This window comes from Cupriavidus pauculus (assembly GCF_008693385.1).
In the GTDB taxonomy this organism is placed as follows: domain Bacteria; phylum Pseudomonadota; class Gammaproteobacteria; order Burkholderiales; family Burkholderiaceae; genus Cupriavidus; species Cupriavidus pauculus_D.
Genome location: NZ_CP044067.1, coordinates 602,067 through 625,120, shown reverse-complemented (window position 1 = coordinate 625,120; position 23,054 = coordinate 602,067). Strand labels below are relative to the sequence as shown.

The 23,054-nt window shown below is 65.6% G+C and carries 24 protein-coding genes; 15 read left to right on the top strand and 9 right to left on the bottom strand.

Annotation, left to right across the window (positions count from 1 at the left end; all coding sequences use genetic code 11):
* Window positions 1-46: 46 nt before the first annotated feature.
* The 10 genes from FOB72_RS21090 to FOB72_RS21045 all read left to right on the top strand — a co-directional run bounded on the left by FOB72_RS21090 (window position 47) and on the right by FOB72_RS21045 (window position 9,066).
* Window positions 47-1,000 (top strand): Bug family tripartite tricarboxylate transporter substrate binding protein, encoded by a 954-nt coding sequence (locus FOB72_RS21090; protein WP_223851849.1) that lies wholly within the window; start codon window positions 47-49, stop codon window positions 998-1,000.
* Window positions 1,001-1,073: 73 nt separating this feature from the next.
* Entirely contained in the window at window positions 1,074-1,772 is a 699-nt protein-coding gene (locus FOB72_RS21085; protein ID WP_150377305.1) for an RraA family protein, read from the top strand.
* Window positions 1,769-2,701 (top strand): hydroxyacid dehydrogenase, encoded by a 933-nt coding sequence (locus FOB72_RS21080; RefSeq protein ID WP_150374661.1) that lies wholly within the window; start codon window positions 1,769-1,771, stop codon window positions 2,699-2,701. The genes FOB72_RS21085 and FOB72_RS21080 overlap by 4 nt, the downstream gene beginning before the upstream one ends.
* A 9-nt stretch (window positions 2,702-2,710) precedes the next feature.
* On the top strand, window positions 2,711-3,790 hold the full coding sequence (locus tag FOB72_RS21075) for a cyclase family protein (protein WP_150374660.1): 1,080 nt from the start codon (window positions 2,711-2,713) through the stop codon (window positions 3,788-3,790).
* A gap of 31 nt (window positions 3,791-3,821) precedes the next feature.
* Window positions 3,822-4,787 carry a tripartite tricarboxylate transporter substrate binding protein gene (locus FOB72_RS21070; RefSeq protein WP_150374659.1) on the top strand — a complete coding sequence of 322 codons (966 nt, stop codon included), beginning with the start codon at window positions 3,822-3,824 and terminating at the stop codon, window positions 4,785-4,787.
* Window positions 4,788-4,844: 57 nt separating this feature from the next.
* Entirely contained in the window at window positions 4,845-5,771 is a 927-nt protein-coding gene (locus FOB72_RS21065; RefSeq protein WP_150374658.1) for a bifunctional helix-turn-helix transcriptional regulator/GNAT family N-acetyltransferase, read from the top strand.
* 148 nt (window positions 5,772-5,919) lie between these two features.
* Entirely contained in the window at window positions 5,920-6,477 is a 558-nt protein-coding gene (locus tag FOB72_RS21060; RefSeq protein ID WP_223851730.1) for a hypothetical protein, read from the top strand.
* A 30-nt stretch (window positions 6,478-6,507) separates the two neighbouring features.
* Entirely contained in the window at window positions 6,508-7,113 is a 606-nt protein-coding gene (locus FOB72_RS21055; RefSeq protein WP_150374657.1) for a hypothetical protein, read from the top strand.
* Between the two features lie 172 nt (window positions 7,114-7,285).
* A complete protein-coding gene (ada, locus tag FOB72_RS21050; RefSeq protein ID WP_191002369.1) occupies window positions 7,286-8,368 on the top strand; it encodes a bifunctional DNA-binding transcriptional regulator/O6-methylguanine-DNA methyltransferase Ada in 1,083 nt (360 codons plus the stop codon).
* The gene (locus FOB72_RS21045) at window positions 8,365-9,066 is read left to right on the top strand and encodes a 2OG-Fe(II) oxygenase (RefSeq protein WP_150374655.1); all 702 of its coding nucleotides are present in this window, start codon (window positions 8,365-8,367) and stop codon (window positions 9,064-9,066) included. The genes ada and FOB72_RS21045 overlap by 4 nt, the downstream gene beginning before the upstream one ends.
* A gap of 103 nt (window positions 9,067-9,169) precedes the next feature.
* On the opposite strand, the gene FOB72_RS21040 is transcribed toward FOB72_RS21045, so the two are convergent.
* Together FOB72_RS21040 and FOB72_RS21035 are read right to left on the bottom strand one after the other, a co-directional pair.
* Window positions 9,170-9,838: a type 1 glutamine amidotransferase domain-containing protein gene (locus tag FOB72_RS21040; protein WP_150374654.1), complete on the bottom strand. Its 669-nt coding sequence runs from the start codon at window positions 9,836-9,838 to the stop codon at window positions 9,170-9,172.
* A 56-nt stretch (window positions 9,839-9,894) separates the two neighbouring features.
* Window positions 9,895-11,121 carry an MFS transporter gene (locus FOB72_RS21035; protein WP_150374653.1) on the bottom strand — a complete coding sequence of 409 codons (1,227 nt, stop codon included), beginning with the start codon at window positions 11,119-11,121 and terminating at the stop codon, window positions 9,895-9,897.
* A gap of 141 nt (window positions 11,122-11,262) precedes the next feature.
* Between FOB72_RS21035 and FOB72_RS21030 the strand changes: the two genes are divergently transcribed.
* Entirely contained in the window at window positions 11,263-12,195 is a 933-nt protein-coding gene (locus tag FOB72_RS21030) for a LysR family transcriptional regulator (protein WP_150374652.1), read from the top strand.
* On the opposite strand, the gene FOB72_RS21025 is transcribed toward FOB72_RS21030, so the two are convergent.
* On the bottom strand, window positions 12,192-13,871 hold the full coding sequence (locus FOB72_RS21025) for a hypothetical protein (protein ID WP_150374651.1): 1,680 nt from the start codon (window positions 13,869-13,871) through the stop codon (window positions 12,192-12,194). The genes FOB72_RS21030 and FOB72_RS21025 overlap by 4 nt on opposite strands.
* Before the next feature lie 109 nt (window positions 13,872-13,980).
* Between FOB72_RS21025 and FOB72_RS21020 the strand changes: the two genes are divergently transcribed.
* Window positions 13,981-14,847, top strand: a complete 867-nt coding sequence (locus FOB72_RS21020) for a class D beta-lactamase (RefSeq protein ID WP_150374650.1) — start codon at window positions 13,981-13,983, stop codon at window positions 14,845-14,847.
* On the opposite strand, the gene FOB72_RS21015 is transcribed toward FOB72_RS21020, so the two are convergent.
* The 5 genes from FOB72_RS21015 to FOB72_RS20995 form a co-directional block, all read right to left on the bottom strand.
* Entirely contained in the window at window positions 14,832-15,419 is a 588-nt protein-coding gene (locus FOB72_RS21015; protein WP_150374649.1) for a DUF308 domain-containing protein, read from the bottom strand. The two genes, FOB72_RS21020 and FOB72_RS21015, sit on opposite strands and share 16 nt — an antisense overlap.
* A 114-nt stretch (window positions 15,420-15,533) precedes the next feature.
* Complete coding sequence (locus FOB72_RS21010; RefSeq protein ID WP_150374648.1) at window positions 15,534-16,124, bottom strand: TetR/AcrR family transcriptional regulator; 591 nt, start codon at window positions 16,122-16,124, stop codon at window positions 15,534-15,536.
* A gap of 121 nt (window positions 16,125-16,245) precedes the next feature.
* Complete coding sequence (locus FOB72_RS21005) at window positions 16,246-18,027, bottom strand: glycoside hydrolase family 19 protein (protein WP_150374647.1); 1,782 nt, start codon at window positions 18,025-18,027, stop codon at window positions 16,246-16,248.
* Window positions 18,028-18,186: 159 nt separating this feature from the next.
* Window positions 18,187-18,873 (bottom strand): hypothetical protein, encoded by a 687-nt coding sequence (locus tag FOB72_RS21000; protein WP_150374646.1) that lies wholly within the window; start codon window positions 18,871-18,873, stop codon window positions 18,187-18,189.
* 174 nt (window positions 18,874-19,047) lie between these two features.
* Window positions 19,048-19,986 (bottom strand): LysR family transcriptional regulator, encoded by a 939-nt coding sequence (locus FOB72_RS20995; protein WP_150374645.1) that lies wholly within the window; start codon window positions 19,984-19,986, stop codon window positions 19,048-19,050.
* A gap of 156 nt (window positions 19,987-20,142) precedes the next feature.
* Between FOB72_RS20995 and FOB72_RS20990 the strand changes: the two genes are divergently transcribed.
* On the top strand, window positions 20,143-20,604 hold the full coding sequence (locus FOB72_RS20990) for a VOC family protein (protein WP_150374644.1): 462 nt from the start codon (window positions 20,143-20,145) through the stop codon (window positions 20,602-20,604).
* A gap of 28 nt (window positions 20,605-20,632) precedes the next feature.
* Window positions 20,633-21,295, top strand: coding sequence for an SDR family NAD(P)-dependent oxidoreductase (locus tag FOB72_RS20985; protein WP_150374643.1), 663 nt, complete (start codon window positions 20,633-20,635; stop codon window positions 21,293-21,295).
* A gap of 12 nt (window positions 21,296-21,307) precedes the next feature.
* On the opposite strand, the gene FOB72_RS20980 is transcribed toward FOB72_RS20985, so the two are convergent.
* Window positions 21,308-22,255 carry a LysR family transcriptional regulator gene (locus FOB72_RS20980; RefSeq protein ID WP_150374642.1) on the bottom strand — a complete coding sequence of 316 codons (948 nt, stop codon included), beginning with the start codon at window positions 22,253-22,255 and terminating at the stop codon, window positions 21,308-21,310.
* Window positions 22,256-22,378: 123 nt separating this feature from the next.
* Here FOB72_RS20980 and FOB72_RS20975 point away from each other — a divergent pair, with 123 nt between their 5' ends.
* A complete protein-coding gene (locus tag FOB72_RS20975) occupies window positions 22,379-23,050 on the top strand; it encodes an SDR family oxidoreductase (RefSeq protein ID WP_150374641.1) in 672 nt (223 codons plus the stop codon).
* Window positions 23,051-23,054 lie beyond the last annotated feature (4 nt).

Here is a 23,054-nt window from a genome sequence, read left to right as displayed (position 1 = left end):
ACAAGCATTTCGACTGGAGACATCCGTGAATCTCGTTTTTCGCGTTGTGACCGCGTGCGCCTTCGCCGCACTCCCTTGCCTTCCCGCCCATGCCGCGGACAGCTATCCGACCAAACCTGTTCGCCTGATCGTTCCTTTCCCGCCGGGCGGAGCGCCCGATACTTTCTCGCGCGAAATCGGACAGCAACTGAGCAGGGATCTCAAGTGGACCATCATCGTCGATAACAAGCCTGGCGCGGGCGGCAACCTCGGCGCCGATGCCGGCGCCAAGGCGACGCCCGACGGCTACACGCTGGTGTTCGGACAGACCAGCAATCTTGCGATCAACCCTTCGTTGTACAAGAAACTGCCGTACGACCCGACCAAGGATCTGACGCCGATTGCATTGATCGCGTCCGCGCCGCTCGCGATCGTGGCGAACAACAATTCGCCCTACAAGACCCTGTCCGACGTGATTGCCGCGGCGAAGGCGAAACCCGGCACGGTAACGTTCGGAACGCCAGGAAATGGGACGGTCGCACACCTTGCGATGGAGCTTCTGCAGAAGCAGGCCGGCGTCACGTTGCAGCACATTCCCTACAAGGGCGCCTCGCAGGCTCTCACCGATGTCCTGAGTGGCCAGGTGGAAATCTATATCGGGTCCGTCCCCACCGTGATGGGTCAGATCAAGACGGGCAAGTTGCGCGGCATCGCCGTGACATCGGCAAAGCGTTCGGCGCAGCTGCCCAACACGCCGACCGTCGCCGAAGCCGGCGTGAAGCAATTCGAGGCAGACACCTGGTTTGGCCTGCTCGCTCCGGCTGGCACGCCCGCGCCCATCGTGGCCAGGCTCAACGCTGAATTGAATCGCGCACTACAGGCCCCGGCCGTTCGTTCGAAGATCGAAGCGGAAGGCGGGCAGGTACTGGGCGGTACGCCGGAAGCATTCGCCAGCCTCTTGCAGAAGGATCTTGCGCGCTGGCGTGTCGTGGTCAGAGATTCGGGCGCGACCATCGATTGATACCGCGGCGGACGACCGTTCGCCGGATTCTCTTCTGCATCCCTTGCAACTTCACCTGAACACAGGAGCCACCATGTCGGCAACCCAGCAACTCCCCGATGTCATCCGCGATATCGAACGCGTTTCGACCGAAGTCGTCAAGCAGGCGTCCCAGTACGCGTCTTCCATCTTCGCCGATGTGGCGGGCCGGCGCGGTGGCCTCCATGGGCGGATCGCGCCGCTCAGTCAGAAGAGCAAGTTCTGCGGTCCGGCGATCACCGTGGAAGTTCGCCCCGGCGACAACCTCATGATTCACGCCGCGATGGCACTGGCGAAGCCTGGCGACGTCATCATCGTCGATGGCAAAGGCGATCAAAACAGCGCGCTGATGGGCGCGATCATGGTCAATCAATGCATCGCCCTCGGTGTGGCCGCAGTCGTCCTCGACGCCGCCGCGCGCGACGCCGAAGAGATTATCGAGACCGGCTTCCCGATGTATTCGGTTGGCCTGAATCCCAACGGTCCGACCAAATTCGTGCCCGGCCGCGTGAATCATCCGATCCAATGTGGCGGCGTTACGGTCTGCCCCGGAGACCTGGTCATCGGCGATGCGGACGGCGTCGTCGTGATCGAGCGCGAGAAGGCGCCGGCGCTGATCGAAGAGGCCGGAAAGAAGGTGGCGGCGGAGCGCAAGCGCATCGAAGGTATCAAGTCAGGCGAAGCGCTCCGCCCGTCGTGGCTCGATGACGCCCTGCGTGCAGCCGGTGTCCTGAAGGCGGGAGAAGCGCTGTGAGCACCGCGGCAAAGCCCGTCATCGTCGTGACGGCGGCAAACATCGCGCCACAGGCGGTCGCGCTGCTATCCGATTTCGAATTGGTTTATGCAGGCAAGGCAGCGACCGAAGAAGAGACGGCGGCGCTCTGCCGACGTCACGCGCCCGTCGCCGTCATCGTTCGCACCAGCAAGGTCGGCGCCATGGTGCTCGATGCGGCGCCGTCGATTCGCGTCCTGTCGAAGCACGGAAGCGGCATCGATAATATCGACCAGGAAGCCGCGAAGGCTCGCGGTGTCAAGGTGGTGGCCGCGGCAGGGGCCAATGCCGCGGCAGTGGCCGAACAAGCGCTGGCGCTGATGCTCGCCTGCGCCAAATCGGTGGTGACCCTGGACCAGCGCACGCGCGCCGGCCATTGGGACAAGTCGACGCACCAGAGCCTCGAACTTCAGGGGCGCACGCTGGGTCTCGTCGGGCTGGGTGCGATCGGCCGGCGCTTCGCGCGTATCGCCAGCGCGATGGACATGAAGGTCATCGGATATGACCCTTATGCGACCGATCTGCCAACGGGCATCGAGCCTGTCAGCCTCGAGTCCATCTGGCAAAACTCGGACGTCATCTCGTTCCACTGCCCACTGACCGCCGAGAACCGCGGACTGCTCGATGCGGAAGCGCTGGCCCAGTGCAGGGACGGCGTGATCGTCGTCAATACCGCGCGCGGCGGTCTCATCGACGAAGATGCGCTTCTCGCAGCGGTGGAAAGCGGCAAAGTGGCCGCCGCAGGCCTGGATTCGCTGCAGCAGGAGCCGCCACCGGCCGATCATCCGTTCTTCAGGAACAGCAGGTTCATCATCAGTCCGCATATCGGCGGCGTCACCAGCGATGCCTTCGTCAACATGGGCGTCGCCGCCGCGAAGAATGTGATGGCCGAACTGGCGAAGCTGCGGTAAGGAGGCCTCATGAACGAAGCGAATGAAGCATCGCGGCGGTGGCAGCGCAAGCCCGACGGCAGCAACTGGGGAGAGTTTGGCGCGAACGATCAACGCGGGCGCATGAACCTCGTGGATCGCGCCAAGGTCCTGCAAGGCGTCGCCGAGGTGCGCGAAGGCATGACGTTCTGCCTGTCGCTTCCGCTGGACTACCCCGGCGGGCAAACCATGAACGTGCGGCGTCAGCCGCCGCGGCGCTTCGCCGTTCTTCGCGATGGGAAGAGCGCCGGGCAGCAGGGTTTCTGCTGGTCGTACCGCTCAGAGGATCCCGATCTGACGGACGTGGTCAATGACGATGTCGTCCTCATGAGCCTGCAGTACTCCACGCAGTGGGACAGCCTGGCCCATGTGGGCAGCCATTTCGATGCCGATGGCGACGGCAGCGACGAAGCCGTCTTTTATAACGGTTTTCGGGCGGGCGAGGACATCAGGGCCGGCGTCGAGACCGAGGCGGCCGAGCCGTGGGCAAGATACGAGAACCCGGAAGCTGGCGCGTTGAGCATCGCGGTCCTCGCCGAGCACGGTGCGCAGGGCCGCGGCGTCATGATAGACATCGAACGCCACATTGGCCGCAAGCGGCAGGCCGTCGGCTACGACCAGCTCATGCGCATTCTCGACGCGGACAACGTTACCGTGGAGGCCGGAGATATGGTCTGTCTCCATACCGGGTTTGCCGACACATTGCTGTCGATGAACAAGTCGCCCGATCTCAAAGTCCTCCACGAATCCGGTACCGGTCTGGATGGCCATGACGCAAAGCTGCTGAACTGGATTACCGACTCGCGCCTGGCCTGCCTGCTCGCGGACAACCCCGCCGTGGAGCTGGTGGTGCCGAAGCCCCTGACCCCCGCTCCCATTCGCGGGCCACGTCTGCCGCTGCATGAGCATTGCCTGTTCAAGAACGGCATTCACCTTGGCGAGCTTTGGTATTTGACGCCATTGGCTCGCTGGCTGCGCGAAAACGGCCGGAGCCGCTTTCTGCTGACCGCGCCGCCGCTGCGCCTGCCCGGCGCCGTGGGTTCGCCGGCGACGCCGATCGCGACGGTCTAGGACAAAACTACAACTTTCTGGAGACAAGACAATGTTCAAGTCCATCACCCGCGGGCTCGCCGGGCTCGCACTGCTATGCGGTGCCACGTGCGCCAGCGCCGCGTATCCCGATCGTCCCATCCGCCTCGTCGTGCCCTATCCCGCAGGCGGCGCGGCCGACACGGTCGCCCGCATCATCGCGGCGCCGCTGGGTATCAAGCTGGGCCAGACCATCGTTGTCGACAACCGCCCCGGCGCAAGCGGCGTCATTGGTGCGGGTGCCGTCGCAAAGGCCGCGCCGGACGGCTACACCTTGCTGCTCGACGCTACCGCTCATTCGGTCAATCCCAGCCTGCAGCCGAAGCTTCCTTACGATACGGCGAAGGACTTCGCGCCGATCTCGCTCGTGGTGCTCGTGCCGAACCTGCTGGTGGTGCCGCCGAATTCTCCGTTCAACTCGCCCAAGGATATCGTGGCGCAAGCGAAGGCCACGCCCGGCAAGCTGACCTATGCGTCGGCGGGCTCCGGCACCGCACAGCACCTGGCAGCGGAACTGTTCCGTCAGCAGTCGGGACTGAACATGCTTCACGTACCTTACAAGGGCGGTGCGCCGGCGTTGAGCGACCTGATGGGCGGCCAGGTGGATATGATGTTCAGCAACATGGCGGCCTCCTATCCGCTCGTCTCCGGCAAGAAGCTCAAGGTACTGGCGACAACGGGCACGAAGCGGTCCGCCGCGCTGCCGGATATCCCCACCATCGCCGAATCCGGGCTGCCCGGGTACCAGGTGTACGAGTGGAACGGTTTGTTTGCGCCCGCCGGCACGTCCGCGAAGATCATCGAGACGATCAACAAGGCGACCATCGAGGTAATGAGTCAGCCTGCTGTCAAGGAACGTCTCGCGGCGATCGGGGCGGAGGGTTCCGCCAACAAGCCTGACGAGTTCCGCGCGTTTCTCGAGGCCGAGCAGGCCAAGTGGGCGAAGGTCATCAAGCAGGGAAATATCCGGCCGGAATGATGTTGCATCGTACAACTCTACGGTTGTATGATGCAACATCGAAACGGAGCGTTGGCCATGAACCCGGACCCGGCACTTGTTGAGGACATTCGTAATGTCTCGCGCGAGATGGTGCGCGAGCTCGGCTTCATGGGCGGCGATTTTGCGGGGACGGATCTGTCCCCGTCGGCCGTTCATGCGCTGATCGAGATCGAGAAGGGCGGCGTCACGGCACGGGATCTTGGCGCGCTGCTGCGGCTCGAGAAATCGAGCGTGAGCCGGATGCTGCGCCGGCTGGTGGAGGCCGGCGATGTGGCGGAGGAGAGCGATGGCAGGGTCAAGCGTCTCTCCCTCACCCGGGCGGGCAGGCATCGCGTGGGCGCGATCCATGCCTATGCCCGTTCGCAGGTCGTTGCCGCGCTCAAGCTGCTCAAGCCCGGCGACGAGCGTGTGGCCTTGCAGGGAATGCGCCTCTATGCGCGCGCGCTTGGCGGCGGCGAGCCCGATGGCGGCTCGCCCGTCCATCTGGTGCGTGGGTATCGCCCGGGTCTGATCGCACGGATCACCGAGATGCACGCGCTTTACTACGCGCGCGAATCCGGTTTCGGTCAGCATTTCGAGTCCGTCGTGGCAAGCGGTCTGGCGGAGTTCTGCAATCGTCTGGAGAATCCGCGGAACGCGATCTGGACCGCAAGGCAGGACGGAGAGATCGTCGGGTCGATCGCCATCGATGGCGAGGATATGGGCAAGGACGTCGCGCATCTGCGCTGGTTCATCATCGACGACGGCGTGCGAGGCGGCGGCGTCGGAAAGAAGCTGATCGATGCCGCGGTAGCGTTCGTGGACGAGCGCGGGTTCCTGGAGACCCATCTGTGGACCTTCGCCGGCCTGCGCGCGGCGCGTCATCTTTACGAGACGCGAGGCTTCGTCCTGACCGAGGAAAAGCCCGGCGCGCAGTGGGGCAAGGAGGTATTGGAGCAGCGCTTCGTCAGGCCTCGTCCCTGAAGACTGCAGGCGAGGGATGCACACCCCCTAATGGATGGGTGTCAAGCCGACGCAACATTCGGGACGGGATACCCCCTTTCATGTGACGCAAAGCGCTCCGCCTTTGGCAGAATGCACGAAACACGTCAAAACAAGAAAGGTGTCCGCAGTGGGTCGCATTCCAACCAGCCTGGCGCTCGGCGTGCTGGGTCTCGTCCTGTCCGGGTGCAGCGTCGTTGCACCGCCTTATCCTCCTTCGATCGATAACGTCCAGACGCTCAAGAACAGCGGCGCCGCGCCCACGCGCGTCGGCACGTTCGATGCAAGCGGTACTGGCGTCAGGCATCCGTTGCCGCTGCGCGCCAACAGCCTCGTATCCCCATACAACGGTACGTGGTCGGCGTATCTGTCCGAGGCCGTCACGCGCGAGCTGACCATGGCCGGCAAGATGTCGCCGAACGCGGATGTCGTGATCTCCGGCACCTTGCTGCGCAACGAGGTCGATCCTGCGATCGTTACCGGCTCTGGCGACGTATCGGCACGCTTTGTCGTGAAGAAGGGCGAGACCGTGCGCTACGACCAGGTCAAGTCGGTCCATCGTGAATGGGATTCGTCGTTCGCGGCGGCCGTGGCGATTCCGAAGGCCGTTACCGAATACGGCTATACGGTGCAGGCGCTGCTCACCACGCTCTACGCCGACCCCGCGTTCCTGGACGCATTGAAGTAAACCCCATCGCAACACAACAAGGAGAAAACGATGCGTGCATGGTTCACGATCGCCAGCCGCTGCGCGGCTGTCGCCGCGCTGGTCGTACTGGCTGGCTGTGCTCACCCGATTCAGATCGCGACGGACAAGTCCGCGCCCGCCACGCCGGCGGAGAAGAAGGTCGGCAAGAACATCGGGTTCGTCCTGCCCGATGCGCTGCTGACCAAGGAAGTGACGACGCCGGGCGGCGGTGGCGACAAGGTCAGCTACCTGCCTTACCGCGACCTCGAGGTGCCGATCTACAGCACGCTGTCGAACGTGTTCGCCAACGCGACGAAGCTCAAGACGCCGGACGATCGCGCCGCGATCGACAAGGCGCAGCTCGCCTACATCCTGACGCCGGAGATCACGACCGATTCGTCGTCCGAAAGTGCGCTCACGTGGCCGCCGACCCGTTTCACGATCAATCTGACCTGCACCGTGACGGACCTCGACGGCAAGGTCGTTTTCAAGCAGGTGGTCACGGGCGAGGGAAACGCGGAGTTCTCCGAGTTCAAGCGTAACTTCTCGCTGTCCGCCCAGCGCGCGAGCGAGAACATGCTGAGCAAGCTGCAGAAGGCGCTCAGCGAAGCGCCAGAACTCGCCGCGGCACGCTGACGCGTCGCGCAATATTGCTGCAATGACGGGGGCCTCGGGCCCCCGTTTTCGTTGACGGCGCCTCGCGTCGAGCGTGCTTCCGCGGATTCGAAAGCAAGGATCGGAGTGCGTTGAGGGCGTATCCTCGACAGAATGAATGCACCACTACCGCAGATATCGCGAGGAAGCTTTCATGAACACCGCACGATCGAACCGTAACGCGCTCCCAGTGACGGAAGACCCGAGATGGGCGCGCATCGTCGCCCGCGACAAGTCCGCGGACGGCCAGTTCTGGTACTCCGTCTCCACAACGGGCGTCTATTGCCGCGCGTCGTGTCCCTCGCGCGTCGCCAACCCAGAGAACGTGCAGCTGCACGACACGCTGGAAAGCGCGCGTGCGACCGGGTTTCGGCCGTGCAAGCGCTGCAACCCCGAGGGGGCGTCGGTCGATGCGGAGAACGCCGCGCTCGTCGCCAGGGCCTGCCGCATCATCGAGGACAGCGACGTCGAGCCGTCGCTGGAAGCACTGGCGGATGCCATCGGCCGTAGCCAGAGCTACTTCCATCGCGTATTCAAGGCGGTGACGGGGCTGACGCCCAAGGCGTATGCGGCCGCGCATCGCGCGAAGAAGGTGCGCGATGGGCTTGTCGCGGGCACGTCGGTGACCGAGGCCATCTACGAGGCCGGATTCAGTTCGAGCGGACGCTTCTACGAGAAGTCGAACGACATGCTCGGGATGACGCCCTCGCAGTATCGCGCGGGCGGGGCGCGCGAGACGATCCGGTTCGCCGTAGGGCAGACAACGCTCGGTGCGATCCTCGTGGCATCGAGCGAGAAGGGCGTGGCGGCGATTCTGCTAGGCGACGACCCTGACGCGCTCGTGCGCGATCTGCAGGACCGCTTTCCGAAGGCGCGGCTGATCGGGGCGGATCGGGACTATGAGGCGCTTGTCGCGCGGGTCGTTGGCCTCGTGGAATCTCCGGGGGGTGGGCTCGACTTGCCGCTCGACGTGCGCGGTACCGCGTTTCAACAACGCGTGTGGCGCGCGCTTCAGGCGATTCCCGCGGGCGAAACTGCTTCGTACGCGGAGATCGCCCGACGCATCGGCGCACCGAAAGCGGTGCGGGCGGTGGCGGGTGCCTGTGCGGCGAACCCTCTCGCGGTCGCGATTCCGTGTCATCGCGTCGTGCGCAATGACGGCGCGTTGTCGGGTTATGCATGGGGTGTCGATCGCAAGCGCGTGCTGCTGGATCGAGAGGCGACGGAGGTGGCATGAACGCACGCGTCGCCGCCTATGACTGGCCCACGATCCACGACGCGTTGAACCGCTTCGGTTGCGCGGTGCTGCCGAAGCTGCTGTCCCCCGAAGAGTGCCGCACGCTGTCGTCGCTCTATCCCGAGGACAAGCATTTCCGAAGTCGCGTGGTCATGGCGCGGCATGGATTCGGCAAGGGCGAGTATCGGTATTTCAGCTATCCGCTGCCGGACTTGCTGAGCGGCCTGCGCACGGCGTTGTACGCGCGTCTTGTGGGGCTGGCCAATGCGTGGAATGAGACCATGGGCATTGCCCAGCGTTACCCGGAAGACCACGCGACGTATCTGGCGCAGTGCCATCGGGCGGGCCAGACACGTCCCACGCCGCTGATCCTGCAATACGTCGCGGGAGATTTCAATTGCCTGCATCAGGACCTCTATGGGGACCTCGTGTTCCCGATGCAGGTGGCAATCCTGCTGTCCGAGCCGGACAAGGACTTCACCGGCGGCGAGTTCTGCATGACGGAGCAACGCCCCCGCATGCAGAGCCGCGTCGAGGTGGTGCCATTGCGACAGGGCGATGCGGTGGCGTTCGCCGTGCACCACCGGCCGGTGCAGGGCACACGGGGCAGCTACCGCGTGAACCTGCGGCACGGCGTGAGCCGCGTTCGCTCGGGGCTACGGCATACGGCGGGGATTATTTTTCACGACGCGAGCTAGACGGCACGGACATGGCCAGGGGAAGCGCCGGAAAAAAACCGCCCGTCGCTTGCGCGAGCGGGCGGTGTCAACAACCGGGAACGTGGCGGTGCAATGCCGCCGCTTAACGCAGCGCTTCCACAATCGCCTTCGCCAGCGGGCCGCCCGATGCCGGGTTTTGGCCCGTCATCAGCTTGCCGTCCACCACGACCTTCTCTTGCCAGACGTCCGCCGACGAATACTCGGCGCCGTCTTCGCGCAGTGCGGATTCGAGCAGGAAGGGGACGTCCGCCTGGGCGTAGCCCGCTTCCTCGGCGTTCGAGAACGACGTCAGCTTGCGGCCCTTGATCAGCGGGGTGCCGTCTTCCAGCTTGGCGCCGAGCAGTGCGGCCGGGCCGTGGCAGACCGCGGCGACGATCTTGCCGCCTTGCCAGGCGCGTTCGACGGCGCGCTGGATTTCCGGGTTGTTGGCGATATCGACCATCGGCCCCAGGCCGCCCGGGAAGAAGATCGCATCGTAGTCGAGCACATCGACTTCCGACAGCTTGCGGCTATGGGCCATGCGGCGGATGGCCGCGCTGTTGCGGAACGCGAGTTGCGCGGGGTCGTTGGCGTCGTAGCCGTCTTCGGGCGGCGTGCCGCCTTGCAGCGAGGCATATTCGACGGCCACGCCCGACTCGGCGAACACTTCGTACGGGTGGGCGACTTCAGGGAAGAAGTATCCCGTGGGCCGATGGTTCGGACCGATCTCGGCGGCGTTGGTCAGGATAAACAGTACGTGCTTGATGGACATGATTGGCTCCTGGAAAGGCGTTAAAAAGTATGTGAAGAACGTGAATCAGCAGAAGATCAGACCGCTTCCGCCGCCAGCGGCTGCCGGGGCGTGGCGTTGACAAGCGTCAGGCCGAAGATCGCGAGGCCGGTCAGCGTGAGGGCAAAGCCCGCCCATGCCACCGACAGCAGTCCAAAGCCCGCATCGATCGTCGCGCCACCTGCCCACGCACCGATCGCGTTACCCAGATTGCAGGCGGCCAGCGTCATCGCACCCATCAGCGAAGGCGCCTGCGGAGCAAAGCGCGTCAGCCGGACCTGCATCGTGGGAATGGAAGCCATCAGCGCGGCCCCGAGCGCAAACAGCGCGGGGAACAGGACCGAAGGCGTTTGTCCGCCGAGGGCGATGACCACGAGCACCGCCAGCGCACCGCCAAGGCCCAGCACGAGACCGCGCATCGGATACTTGTCGGCCGCACGGCCACCCACCGAATTGCCGGCCGTCATGCCGATACCGAAGATCGCGAGGGCCACCGGAATCATCGACGGCGCCAGCCTGGTCGCATCGGTGACGATCGGGCCAACGAACGTATAGATCGCGAACAGACTGGCAATGCCGGCCGTCGCTACGGCCATCACGCCCCAGACCTTGCCGCTGCGCAGCGCGGACAGCTCCTGCACGATCGGTGCGCCATCGAGGGCACGGGTGCGGGGCAGCCACTGCCGAATCGCAAGCCATGCCACCGCGGACAGCGCGGCCACCGCGAGGTACGTCTCGCGCCAGCCAAGCGTCTGGCCAAGGAACGTGGCAAGCGGCGAGCCGATGATCGTCGCGACGGTGAGGCCGGTCATGACGATGGCGAACGCGCGGCCGGACTGGCCCGGGCCGAGGATATAGCTCGCGACCATCGCGCCGGCGCCGAAGTACGCGCCCTGCGGCAGACCGCTGACAAAGCGCGCGGCAATCAGGAACGGCAGGCTCGATGCCATCGCCGACAGGACATTGCCGACGACGAACAGCGCGATCAGCGCGAGCAGCAGCGTGCGGCGATTGAGCCGGGCCGCGGCGAGCGTCACGACCGGCGCGCCGACCACGACGCCCAGCGCATAGGCCGTGACCGCGCTGGTCGCCTGCGGCACGTCGATGCCGAGGCTTGCCGAAAACAGTTGAATCACGCCCATGCTGGCGAACTCGGACGTGCCGATACAGAAGCTGCCGAGTGCCAGCGCAAAGAGCGCCAGAGAGCGGGACAGGCCGCTGGAAGGGGAAGGCTGGGAATCGTCCAGCCGGATGGCATTAGTCATGAAAAACTCCTCAAACTTGATCTGCGCCGTTCCGCGTCGGGAGGGTTTGGGCGGCGCTGCGTTGCCCTAACTATGCGTAATGCGCAGATATTTGAGAAATTTATTTGTTCTATTCTAGATATTCACCTAGCATGATGACTCATGCGATACGACCTCAATCTGCTGCCCGTCTTCATCGCCCTGATGGAAGAGCGCAGCGTCACGCGCGCCGCCGCCCGGCTCGGCATGACCCAGCCCGCGCTTTCCAACGCGCTGAACCGGCTGCGGGAGACGCTCCGCGATCCGCTTTTCGTGCGCGAGCGGTATGGCATCAAGCCCACGCAGTTTGCGGAGTCGATCGTCCCGGTGGTGGCCGAAACCCTGGCGAAGCTCGATGACGTGATCCTCGGGCAACAGCACTTCGATCCCGCCACATCGGTCCGGCAGTTCCATATCGCGCCGAACAGCTACGTGGAGATCGTGCTGATCCCGAGCGTGGTGGCGCGGCTGCGCGAGGTGGCGCCGGGGGTGAAGGTGTCGCTGACCCCGTTCGGCAGCGACCTCGCCGAGACCGGTGTGATCTCGGGCACGACGGACATGGCGCTCGGCCGCATCGTCGATCCGCCCGACAGCCTCGTGATCCAGCATCTGATGGACGACGGGCTGGCCTGCGTCGTGCGCGCCGATCATCCGGAGATCGGCGACACGATGTCGCGGGAGCAGTACGAGCAGTTGCGGCACGTCAATGTGCTGCCGCCGGGCAGATTGCGCGTGGGCCTGTTTCAGGCGCTCGAGCGGCAACGGCTGCGGCGCGAGCTGGCGATCTCCGTGACCCACTTCCTGGCGGTGCCCGAGATCATCGCGAAGACCGATTACTGCGCGACGCTGCCGCGGCTGATCTGCAACCAGATCGCGAAAGATGCGCGGCTCAAGGTGCTGCCGTCACCGGTCGATCTCGGTACGTTTCCCGTGGATATCGCGTGGCACGTGCGGTACCGGCAGGATCCCGCGCATCGGTGGTTCCGGCAGGTGCTGGTGGATACGGCGGCGGAGTTGATGGGACCCGTGATGGGTCCCGTGATGGATCCCACCTAGGACCGCGCAGCCTCCGCGGCCGCCATGCGCAGTTCCGGCGGAAAGCCGCGAATCTCGGCATGGAAGAATCCCCGCTCGGCCGCGCGCAAGGAGGCAAGCTGCGCCGCCAGCCGCTCCATTGCCGCATAGGCCTGCGCCGATGCCCCTTGCTCGTGCGTGAGGTACCACGCGGATTCGAGTAGCAGGTTGGCCAGCTGCAGCGCGTTGTAGCGTACGCGGCCGGTGTCGTGTTCCTCGAGCGCGAATGCCGCGACCGACGACCATCGCACGAAGCCCTTGGCTGGCGCAAACGGGGCGTGGAAGGGGCGCAGCGCATCGATGGCCGCGGCGACCGTGAGCGGACGGCGCGCGCGGAATGCGGTCAGCGATGCGGGCGCTTGGGCATCGATATCGCCGCGCGCGACGCGCAGCAGGAAGATCGTGTTCCACGCGGAGCCGCCGCCGACGCCGAAGCGGTCGCAGATCCATTCCGACAGGCCGAGCCATCGCATGGATTGCCGCTGGAGATCGCCGGCTTCCAGCGTGCGTTGTGCGTCCACGAGTCCGTAACGCCAGAACAGCCATAGGGACCAGCCGATATTGGCGGCGGCGTGCTGGGCCGCGTCCACGGAGTCCGCTTCGTAGGCGGCCTGCAGTGCGCCGGAGAAGCCTTCGAGCGCGTGGCGCGCGGCAGCATGCCGTGCCGCCGGCTGGATCGGCGAGGGCGTCTGCGCGGGCGTTCGCGAGGGCATTGCCGGGGGCCGCAACGCAATGCTCTTGTGGATCAGCGCTTCCAGGTTCAGCGTCTCGAAGCGAATCCGCGGGTTGTAGCGCACGACGGGCCGCAACTCGGGATCGCCCGCGAGCCGCGCGAGCTCATGCCGCGCGGCATCGAGATCGCCGCGTGTGTAGTGCTCCCACGCACGGACCACATGGGCCATGGCCGCGAACGTGGGCAGCGCGGCGTTGACGCGGCCGCCCGCGACGATTTTCTCGAACCGCCGCAGTGCCGCGCGGCTTTTGTCGAGCCGGTCGCTGCGGCGCCAGGCCAGGCTCTCCTTGAGCAGCGAGAGCGCCTGCTGGAACGCGTCCGCGGCGCTGCGATGCGCGGCGCGAAACGACTCGGCCACGGCATGATCGACCACGCCCGCAAAGCCATCCTGCGCGCCGCGCATGGCCACCGTCAGATGGCGCCAGAAATCCATATCGCGCATCACGTACTGCAGGCCATCGCTGTCCGCGGATGGCGGCGCGGGCGCGTCGGGGTTTGCCTGCCCGAGCCAGCGCGCCACGCCCGCCGCGCGCAATGCCTTGCCATGCGCGGTAAAACGCAGTTGCCGCGCGGTGGCCCGTGTCATCCAGAACGGCCCGCGGCTGCGACGGTCGGCGCGCAGCGCGGCGATATCGGTGGCCTTGTGTCGGTCCGATCTGTGGTCCGATCCGTGGTCCGATCCGTGGCCCCATCCAACCTCCACACCCCAGCGCGTGAAATCCCCGAACGCGCGCGAGACGATCATCCGCACATTGGCGGCGTCCGCAAACCGCGCGCGCACGATCGCCACGCCGAGATCTTCGCGGTCGCGCGACGCGGCCAGCCAGATGCGCGCGAGCAGCCAGACGGACTGATAGCGCGCGGAGCGGCCGTCCACGGCATAGGGGCCCGTGAGGTCGATATGGATGGGTTGGCGTGCGGTCATGGCTCGCCATGTTACGCGTGTTACAGCGGCCCCGGTTGGCGAGTCCTGCGCCGGCACCTATGCTCCGCTCACCCATCACAACCACAAGAGAGTGCATATGAGAGGTGACATGCGAAAGAGATTTGCGGGCCTGCTGATCGCGCCGCTGCTGCTGGCCTGCGCGGCCGTGCCATTACACGCAGCCCAGGCGGTCCAGCCGGGCAAGACTACCGAAGCGCCGATCGATGCCAAACCGCTGTTCGATGCGGCCGGTGTCGATGGCACCATGGTCGTCTACGACGTGCGGCGGCAGCGCATGCTGACCTATAACCCGAAGCGCGCGGCCACCGCGTATTCGCCGGCCTCCACGTTCAAGATCTTCAACTCGCTGATCGGGCTGGAAACCGGGGCGGTGGCCGATGTCGATCACGACAAGCTGCCATGGGACGGCAAGCCGTGGTTGCATGAAGGCAAGCCGATCCTGCCCGCGGCGTGCAACGCCGATGTGCCGCTGCGCGTGGCGCTCAGGAATTCGTGCGTGCCCGCCTATCAGGTGCTGGCGCGCCGCGTGGGCACCGCGCAGTACCGCAAGTATCTGGGGGCCGCGCATTTCGGGAATGCCGATGTCGAAGGGCCGGTGGACCGCTTCTGGCTCAATGGCCATCTGAAGATCACGACGTACCAGCAGATCGACTTCCTGCGCAACGCGGCCGCGCACAAGGTTCCGCTGATCTCCGAGCAAAGCTTTCGCGCGCTCGACGACATCCTGACCATCGAGCAGACGCCTGCCTATACGCTGCGCGCGAAGACAGGCTGGGCCACGTCGGGCAAGGTCGGCGTCGGCTGGTGGGTCGGCTGGGTGACGCGCGGCGACGACACGTACGTGTTCGCGATGAACCTCGACATGTCGAAGATGGAGACGGGCCCCAAGCGGCTGGAGATCGGACGTGCCGTGCTCAGGCAGGTTGGGGCGTTGCCGGATCAGGCACCGAACTGACGCGTCTTGGTGCGGCGCATATCGGCGATGGACAGCGAGATCGCGGAGATCAGGAAGTAGAACGCGCCGAACGCCGCATACGGTGCGAAGTCCGTGATGCCCGGCACCTGCACGCCGGCGGCGGTCTTGATGAAGAACGCCCCGGCCAGCGCCGATTGCGCACCGCTCAGGATCATCGCCCACTGGGCGCCGGAGGTCTTCCAGCGACGGACGCCGGTGGCCAGCTGGAACAGGCCCGCGAGGATGGCCCAGGTGCCGAACACGCCGAGCACGGCGTTCATGCTCAGGCCCAGCGCGATGGCGACGCCCGCCGTGGTCACGCCGCTGGCCACGACGTTGAGGGTCTGCGTGGGGTTGCGGCGCATGCCGCCGTTGCGCTGGGCATCCACGAGGTTGGCCAGCGCGTCCCATGCGGGATAGATCATCAGCAGGATCGCCGCGACGGCGGGGTTGGTCTTGCCGACCGTGAACGCGGCGGCGACCCACACGATGGAGAATGCCGCGCGTCCGTAGTAGTAGGGCTTGAGCCAGCGGTTGGCTTGCAATGCGCCATTGGGGCTGAGTTCGGTCATGGTGGTTCCTGTTGGTGATGCCTGCTACCAACTAGTTGGTAGACTGCCTGGTGAAATAAAAGTCCCCGTATGGCAGGGGACGACTCAATGCTTCCGACGGTCCTTCAAGGGCGCCTAGTCCGATGCGAGCAGGATCTGCACGGTCCGACCGACGATGGCACCGAACAACCCGGGGTTGCCATGGACACGCGCCGCAATCATCCCGCCGTGCACCGTGGCCAGGAATGCAGCCGCCTCCGCGTCGGCATTCCCGCGCAGCCGGAACGTCCCAACGGCCGCGCCGTTGGCGAGCACCGACGAAAGCCATCCGGTCAGATCCTGAAAATGCCCCCGCACCTCGGTGGCCACGGCCTCGGGAATCGCCGGCAGCTCGGACGCGAGCATCGCGCAGATGCAGATCGGGGCCGATCCATCGCCAATGCAGCGCTCCCAATAGCCGGTGTACGCGCGCAGGCGGTCGAGCGGCACATCCGTATGCGCCTCGATCGCGGCCACGCCCTTGCGCGTTTCCTGCCGATACAGCTTGACGACGACCTCGACCAGCTCGGCCTTGCTCGGAAAGTGGTGATGAATGCTGGCCTTGCTGATGCCCACCTTTTCCGAGATATCGGCGTAACTGAAGCCGTTGTACCCGCGCGTAGCCAGCAGCGATTGCGTGCATACGACGATTTCAACGGCCTTGGGGGAGAGGTCGATGGCTTCCATGGGTGACAGTCTACCAACTAGTTGGTTGATGTCAAGTGGCGGACTGGAAGTTCAACGAAAGTCGTCCATGCTCAACAAAGGCGCGTTGGGGGCCACGGAGCACGGCCCCCGGGATGCCCGCCTACTTCAGCTTCACCCCCCATTCGTTCTCCACGCACTTGACGTAATCGCCGGGAATCAGCGCGCTGAATTTTTCCTGGTAGTTCACCAGCATGCAGCGGTAGGCCATGCCGTCGTGCCAGTCCTTGACCCATGTCGTGTCGGCCGCCGCGCTGCCCTGGTCGGAGAACTGCTTCATGTTGGCGCAGCCCAGCACTTCGTTGTCGGGCACCGGCACATTGAGTTCGGCCGCGAAGGACTTGTAGTACTTGATGCGGTTCTGCGACTGCGCGATTTCCGTGTTGCCGCCGCACTCCACACCACCGTTGATGATCATCGTGGTGACGCCGAAGCCGGGGACGAGCCCGCTCGACTGGTCCGTGGCGTTCGGTTGCCAGCTGCCGTCGATCACGGCCTGCATCGATGGTTTCGGCGGTTGCGGATAGACGAAGAAGAAGACGGCCGACGCGAGGTTGAGCCACGTGCTGGCGACGCTGTCGGGGTCGTCGAGCAGGATCGTCGGCTTGCCGTACATCACCTGCGAGAACTGACCGTAGTTGTAGTTGTACGAAAGCTGCTTGGCGCCGCGTCCGTAATACTTCTTGAAGTTGCCATCGGGGTTCTTGCCGCAGACATACAGCTGGCCCTGCCAGATCTTGGGATCGCACTCGGCGTTGTAGCCGCAGCCGTCGCCGGTTTCGCTGCAGCCCATTTCCCTGACCCAGTGCAGGCCTTGCCTGAACTCCGGCGTGCTCGAATGGATGTCATGCTCGCCGGTCTCCTGCGCGAAGTGCGCGAACATCGTGGCGAGCGTTTTACGGCAGATGGCGTCGGCATCGCGGCCGTCCCGGTAGTCGGCGCAGACGGCGGGGAACTTGGCGATGGCCTGCAGGAATGCGCGATAGGTGTAAGACGGATCCCTGCGTGGGAACAGGAAGTCCCACTTTGACGCGTTCATGATTTTTTCCACGCGCTGGACGTTGGCGGGGTTGCTTGCCTTGCCGGCATCGGTTGCATCGACGATGGCATTGTCGGCGGTGCGGATCATCAGCTTGATGGCGGCGAAGGCTGGCGTGTTCGTGAGGTCCTTCTCCACCTGCTCGGCCTGGGTGCGCGTGGGCACGGGGATATCGGGCGACACGGGGACCGGCGCCGGGGAGGGGACAGGCGTCGGCGTTGGCGCGGGCGGTGGAACCTTTGCCGGGTCGCAGTCTTCGATGACGGCCCATGGGTCGCCGCTGGTCGGCGTGTTGCCTTGCGCCCACCATTTGGCGCGATAGTTCCTCGCCTGATACGAGGCGACGTTGTTCTCGTTGTAGATGCTGGAGGCGCTCCAGGGGGCGTAGCAGCCGGGTTTGGTCTGCGCGGGCGTTGGCGCGGGTGCAGGGGCCGGGCTCGGTGTTGGGGTCGGTGCGGGGGTCGGTGCGGGGGTCGGTGCGGGGGTAGGTGCGGGGGTAGGTGCCGGTGCAGGGCTTGGTGTCGGCGCGGGAACGGGGGCGGGCGTCGGCGCAGGGGTAGGAGCAGGGGTAGGGGAAGGGGAAGGGGAGGGGGTCGCGCCGCCCGTGCACTCACCCTTGTCCTCCCAAGGTCCCCACTGCTCGGTGCCCGGCACATTCCCCTGCGTCCACCACTTGTTCTGATACGCGCGCCCGTTATAGGCCACCATCGCACCGGGCGTTGCATAGACCATCGTGCTCTGCCATGCCGCGGGACACTGCGCGGCGGAGGCCGGCAGCGGTGCCAGCGACAACATTCCACCGGCCGCGGCCCCGGCAATCACGCTCAACGATGCGGGATGGCGCATGTCGATTTCTCCCGGTCATTCCAGCAGACAATCCTGCAAGGAGTCTAGAAACGAACCGGACGCAAATCGTCGATCAGGTAAACATTTTATTGGCGATCACGCAGCGCTTTCAGACTTGCCTCTGATAGCGAATTCACACAATGCGGGATATCCGATGGGCTAGCCGCGAACCATCGTGGTGCCCGACGATGCCAGCCATGCGGGTGCGCCGGGATTCTGCTCCGACTGCGGCAATTGCACCTGCTCGCTACCGAGCCGCTGCAGGACCTGTGCGTGGCATTCGAGCGATGGCGCGTAATGCCCGCTGTAATTGTCGATATGAATGAGGCGGCCATCGCGCACCGTCAGCTCGCCCGCCGCCGCGACGCGGCCGCCCGCCATGAAGCCCGTGTGGTTATCCACGATCGCTGCCGTCGCCGCGTAGATGCGCCCGTCGCCGGCCATGACGAACATCGTGTCCTCCTCGGTAGTCATCGGCACGAACCGGCCGTCCGCGCCGGGCTGATGCAGCAGGCCGTCTATCACGTGCACTTCGATTCGCGCGCGCCTCGCATCGTCAAGCCGGTAGTTTCGATGCGCGAGCCCATGCGTTCCGGCCGGGGCGATCGTGTAGTAGCGATCGTCACCGACGCGCATCATGCGCGGGTCAGCCGGTGGCGGCGTGCGTCGCGACGGGCCGCTCTGGGTCGATGCGCCCACGCGCGGTTCCAGTTCGATATGGGTCGCGCTCCCGCGCCGTGAACGCGTGCCCTGCCGCGGCGCGGCCGATGTGTTCTGGTCCGTTTGATGCGTGTGGCCCGTCGGCGTGGAAGCGGCGCCCGTAGGGGAGGAAATGCAACTGCCCATCGCGTACTCCTTGATCTGTTTCGCGGGCAATCATTGTTCATGGCGGCAGGTCTTCGTTCCCGCTCGCGCAGCGAACTTCACGCGCCGAATGCGAATCGCACCATGGGGCGGGCGCGTGGCCGCCGTTGCATGCGGCAGCCTTCGTGCGGACGTGCAATCGCGCCCGGGGCAATGTCACGCGGCCGCACGCCCCTTGTCCTGAAAGAACTGCAGGAACGCCCGTAATTTGCCGGGCATCTGCGCACGATTCGGGTAGTAGAGATAGAACGGTTCGCGTGGACGCGTGAACGTTTCGAGGAGGGGGATGACGAGCCCGTCCGCGAGCGCCCGCTGCGCGAAATGTTCGAAGACGAAGGCCAGCCCGTTGCCATCGCATGCGGCCTCGAGCACGGTCCGCATTTCGCTGAAGACGAGCCGGCCCTGGATGTCGATGGTCAGTGGCTCGTTGCCCGCGCGGAACTCCCATGGCAGGAATTGCCCGCGGTTGCCGATCCGTTGTCGGATGCAGTCGTGCTGCAGCAGCTGGTCGGGGCGCTTCGGCTTTCCACGCGCCTTGATGTAGGCGGGCGCGCCCACCACGAGCAGCCGCTGTGGCGGGCCGAGGGGGACGGCGATCATGTCCTTCTGCAAGGCCCGGCCGAGCCGGATTCCCGCGTCGAAGCCGCCCGCGACGATATCGCTGAGGCCGTGCTCGACGCTGATTTCGACGGCAAGCTCGGGATACTGCTCCAGGAACGCGCGCAGATGCGGCTGAATCAACGTGGCGTAGGCCACGTATGACGTATTGATGCGTAGCTGCCCGCGCGCGGCACCCGACGCGTCGCCCACTTCCTGCACCGAGCGGCGGATCTGATCGAGGGCGGGCGCCAGCGTCTGCAGCAGCTGCGTGCCGGCTTCGGTCAGCGACACGCTGCGCGTAGTGCGGTGGAAGAGCCTGACGCGCATCGAGGCTTCCAGCAGCTTGATGGTGCGCGAGATCGCGGTCGGTGTGATTTCCATCTCCGTGGCCGCGCGCGTGAAATTGAGGTGACGGGCCACGCTTTCGAACGCGATCAGGCCGGGCAGGCTGACGGACGAGGGCGCCGGGGCGGACAACTTCCTTGCAGTAGGCATCGCGAAAGCCGGTCGGATGAGGGCTCGCGGATTATGAACCCATGGTTCATATTTCGACAACCCTCCGTCGATTCTCTTGCGGCATGCCAGGCCCTACTCTTCGATCACCGCAGCCGCACTGACGCGACTGCAACACCGATCCACAGGAGTTTCACCATGTCCGTCGTCACTACCCCCGCCGTCAACGCCAACAGCCCGCTCGCCTCGATGAAGGGGCACCACGTCGCCGTGCGCGTGCCGAGTTTCGATACCGCCGTGCAGTGGTACACCGAGATGCTCGACTTCCGCGTGGTCCACCGCTGGACCTATGCCGATCAGCGGCTCGCGTATCTGGCCCCCGCCAGCGACGATGCGTTCTTTGTCGAGATTCTCGGCGATGGCGAGCCGCTGCCCATTCCCAAGCCCGTGTACAGCGATCTCGGCGACAGCCTGCGTCTGGCTGGCTATCACCACTTCTGCATCAACGTCGGCGACATGGACGCAGCGGTCGCCGAACTGCGCCGCCGCGGCGTGCAGATCGTGGCCGAGCCGTTCGAGCTGCCCGCGATCGGCCGCAAGCTCGCCTTTATCGCGGACCCGTTCGGCAATCTGATCGAACTCGCCGGAGTGGTCGCCTGAACGCGGATATCCCAGACAGGAGATCGACATGAGCCAGACGTTCCTGCAGATCGGATCCGGGCCGGGCATCGGTCTGGCCACGGCCGAGCGCTTTGCACGCGAGGGCTATCGCGTCGTGGTGGCCTCGCGCAACACCGCGCGATTGCGCGGGCATGCGGAGGCCGCCGGCATCGGCAATATCGCATTCGATACCGTGGATGCGGCCGACCCGCACGCGGTGGCGGCACTGGTCGAACGGCATCGAGACCATCTTTCGGTGCTGCACTACAACGCCGGGGTGCTGCATTACGGCACCGACGGCGCGCTGCAGACGCGCACGCTCGCGGACGAGACCACGGGCTCGCTGATCTCGGACATGCACGTCAATCTCACGAGCGCGCTCGTGGCGATGCGGGCCGCGGCCGACGCCATCGCGCGCAACGATGGCGGCAGCATCCTGATCACGGGCGGCGGGCTCGGCATGCATCCCTCGCCGCAGTTCCTGACGCTGAGCACGGGCAAGGCGGGCCTGCGTGCCGCCGCACTGTCGCTGTTCGAGCCGATGCAGGCGCGCGGCATCCACGTTGCGGCAGTGACGGTCAGCACGCTGGTCGGGCCGGACTCGGTGCATGCGCGGGCCGTGGCGGATGCGTTCTGGCAACTGCATGCGGAGGCGCCGGACGCGTGGACGCCGGAGATCGTGTACGGGTAACGATGTTCGGCCTCAACCGGTCGCGCCGACCGTCGCCAGCGTCGCTTCCCCCGCCAGTTCGCCGGCGATGGTGTCGATCAATGCGCGGACCCGGCGCGGCTGCACCCGCGTCGGCGGATACACGATCTGCAGCGCCGTGCGGCCGGCCGAGAACGGGGCCAGGACTTCGACCAGACGGCCCGCGTCGAGATCGGACTGGATATCCCAGACCGATTTCATGCACAGGCCGTATCCCTGCAAGGCCCAGCGCCTGACCAGATCGCCGGTGTTGGCCATCCGTCGTCCGCGGACCGTGACGGCATGGGGTTCGCCATCGACGCGAAAGGGCCAGACGCGTTCGCTGTTGATGCCGAAGCGCATGACGATGCAGTCGTGGTGCTGGAGGTCATCGGGATGCCGCGGCGTGCCATGGCGTTCGAGATAGGCGGGCGCGGCGCAGACGACCCGGCGGTTCTCGCCGATCGGCTTGGCCTTGAGCGTGCTGTCGGCCAGCGTGCCATAGCGCACGGCGAAATCGATGCCCTGCGCGACCAGATCGACGAAGCCGTCGGTCAGGTCCAGGTCGATGGTGACGTCCGGATGCGTGTCGAGGAAGCGATCGACGATCGGCACGATGCGCGTCTGGCCGAGGTCCACGGGCGCGCTGAGCCGGACGGGGCCGGAGATCGTCTGGGCGCCGAGCCGTACGCGGCTCTCGAGCTCGTCCGCCTCGGCCAGTAATCGCCGCGCGCCATCGGCCAGCGTGCGGCCTTCGTCCGTCGGATGGATGGAGCGCGTCGTGCGGGTCAGCAACGTGACGCCGTAGTACGCCTCGAGCGTCGCCAGCCGTTCGGAAACGGAGGCCGGCGACAACCCCAGTTCCCGGCCGGCGGCCGACAAGCCGCCCTTCTCGAGGATGGTCAGGAACAGGCGCAGGTGATTGAGATTGAGATTGAGATTGAGATTGAGATTGTCGAGCATCTTTCGGAATCTCCGAAATATGATTTCTCGATTTAACCAATTATCAAAATAGTTCGCAAGATCTAGAGTGCATGCAAGCGGTACCGAACCCTTCTGCCGAACCCTTCTGCAAGGAGCATGCACATGAGCTTCACCGACCAAACCGTTTCCGTCGTCGTCGGCGGCCACACAGGCATCGGCCGCGCCGTGGCCGACGCGCTGGGCGAGCGCCCCGGCCGCGTGCTGGTCGTCAGCCGCCGCAATGGACTGGACATCGCCGATGCCGGCGCCGTCGGGCGCTACTTCGATCAGCTCGGCCCCGTGGATCACGTGGTCTTTACCGCGGGATCGCAGGCACCCGGCGGAAAGGTCGCCGACGTGGATATCGCCGCGGCGAGGGCTGCATTCGACGTGAAGTTCTGGGGCACGCTCGCGGTGGCCAAGGCCGCCGCGAAGCATCTGCGCCCCGGCGGCACGCTCACGCTGACCAGCGGGTTTCTCTCGCGCCGCACCGTGCCCGGCACCTACGTCAAGACGGCGATGAACGCGGCGCTCGAAGCCGTGGCGAAGATTCTGGCGCGCGAGCTCGCGCCGATCCGCGTCAACGTCGTCAGCCCCGGCCTGACCGATACCGAAGCCTATGAAGCCATGGATGCCGGCGCGCGCGGCGCGATGCTCGATCGCGCGGCGGGCAGCCTGCCCGTGGGCCGCTATGGCCGCGTGGAAGATCTCGCGCAAGGCTATCTGCTGGCCATCGACAACCCTTTCATGACCGGCGCGATCCTCGATATCGACGGCGGCGCACTGATCAACTGAAGCC

Coding starts and splice junctions, on each gene's coding strand:
- FOB72_RS21025 (WP_150374651.1), bottom strand. CDS start 13,871: ATGACCGCACGCCAACCCATCCATATCGACCTCACGGGCCCCTATGCC.
- ada (WP_191002369.1), top strand. CDS start 7,286: ATGAACACCGCACGATCGAACCGTAACGCGCTCCCAGTGACGGAAGAC.
- FOB72_RS21040 (WP_150374654.1), bottom strand. CDS start 9,838: ATGTCCATCAAGCACGTACTGTTTATCCTGACCAACGCCGCCGAGATC.
- FOB72_RS21000 (WP_150374646.1), bottom strand. CDS start 18,873: ATGGGCAGTTGCATTTCCTCCCCTACGGGCGCCGCTTCCACGCCGACG.
- FOB72_RS21020 (WP_150374650.1), top strand. CDS start 13,981: ATGCGAAAGAGATTTGCGGGCCTGCTGATCGCGCCGCTGCTGCTGGCC.
- FOB72_RS21085 (WP_150377305.1), top strand. CDS start 1,074: ATGTCGGCAACCCAGCAACTCCCCGATGTCATCCGCGATATCGAACGC.
- FOB72_RS20980 (WP_150374642.1), bottom strand. CDS start 22,255: ATGCTCGACAATCTCAATCTCAATCTCAATCTCAATCTCAATCACCTG.
- FOB72_RS21030 (WP_150374652.1), top strand. CDS start 11,263: ATGCGATACGACCTCAATCTGCTGCCCGTCTTCATCGCCCTGATGGAA.
- FOB72_RS21035 (WP_150374653.1), bottom strand. CDS start 11,121: ATGACTAATGCCATCCGGCTGGACGATTCCCAGCCTTCCCCTTCCAGC.
- FOB72_RS21075 (WP_150374660.1), top strand. CDS start 2,711: ATGAACGAAGCGAATGAAGCATCGCGGCGGTGGCAGCGCAAGCCCGAC.
- FOB72_RS21065 (WP_150374658.1), top strand. CDS start 4,845: ATGAACCCGGACCCGGCACTTGTTGAGGACATTCGTAATGTCTCGCGC.
- FOB72_RS20985 (WP_150374643.1), top strand. CDS start 20,633: ATGAGCCAGACGTTCCTGCAGATCGGATCCGGGCCGGGCATCGGTCTG.
- FOB72_RS20975 (WP_150374641.1), top strand. CDS start 22,379: ATGAGCTTCACCGACCAAACCGTTTCCGTCGTCGTCGGCGGCCACACA.
- FOB72_RS21045 (WP_150374655.1), top strand. CDS start 8,365: ATGAACGCACGCGTCGCCGCCTATGACTGGCCCACGATCCACGACGCG.
- FOB72_RS21055 (WP_150374657.1), top strand. CDS start 6,508: ATGCGTGCATGGTTCACGATCGCCAGCCGCTGCGCGGCTGTCGCCGCG.
- FOB72_RS21010 (WP_150374648.1), bottom strand. CDS start 16,124: ATGGAAGCCATCGACCTCTCCCCCAAGGCCGTTGAAATCGTCGTATGC.
- FOB72_RS20990 (WP_150374644.1), top strand. CDS start 20,143: ATGTCCGTCGTCACTACCCCCGCCGTCAACGCCAACAGCCCGCTCGCC.
- FOB72_RS21005 (WP_150374647.1), bottom strand. CDS start 18,027: ATGCGCCATCCCGCATCGTTGAGCGTGATTGCCGGGGCCGCGGCCGGT.
- FOB72_RS21070 (WP_150374659.1), top strand. CDS start 3,822: ATGTTCAAGTCCATCACCCGCGGGCTCGCCGGGCTCGCACTGCTATGC.
- FOB72_RS21015 (WP_150374649.1), bottom strand. CDS start 15,419: ATGACCGAACTCAGCCCCAATGGCGCATTGCAAGCCAACCGCTGGCTC.
- FOB72_RS20995 (WP_150374645.1), bottom strand. CDS start 19,986: ATGCCTACTGCAAGGAAGTTGTCCGCCCCGGCGCCCTCGTCCGTCAGC.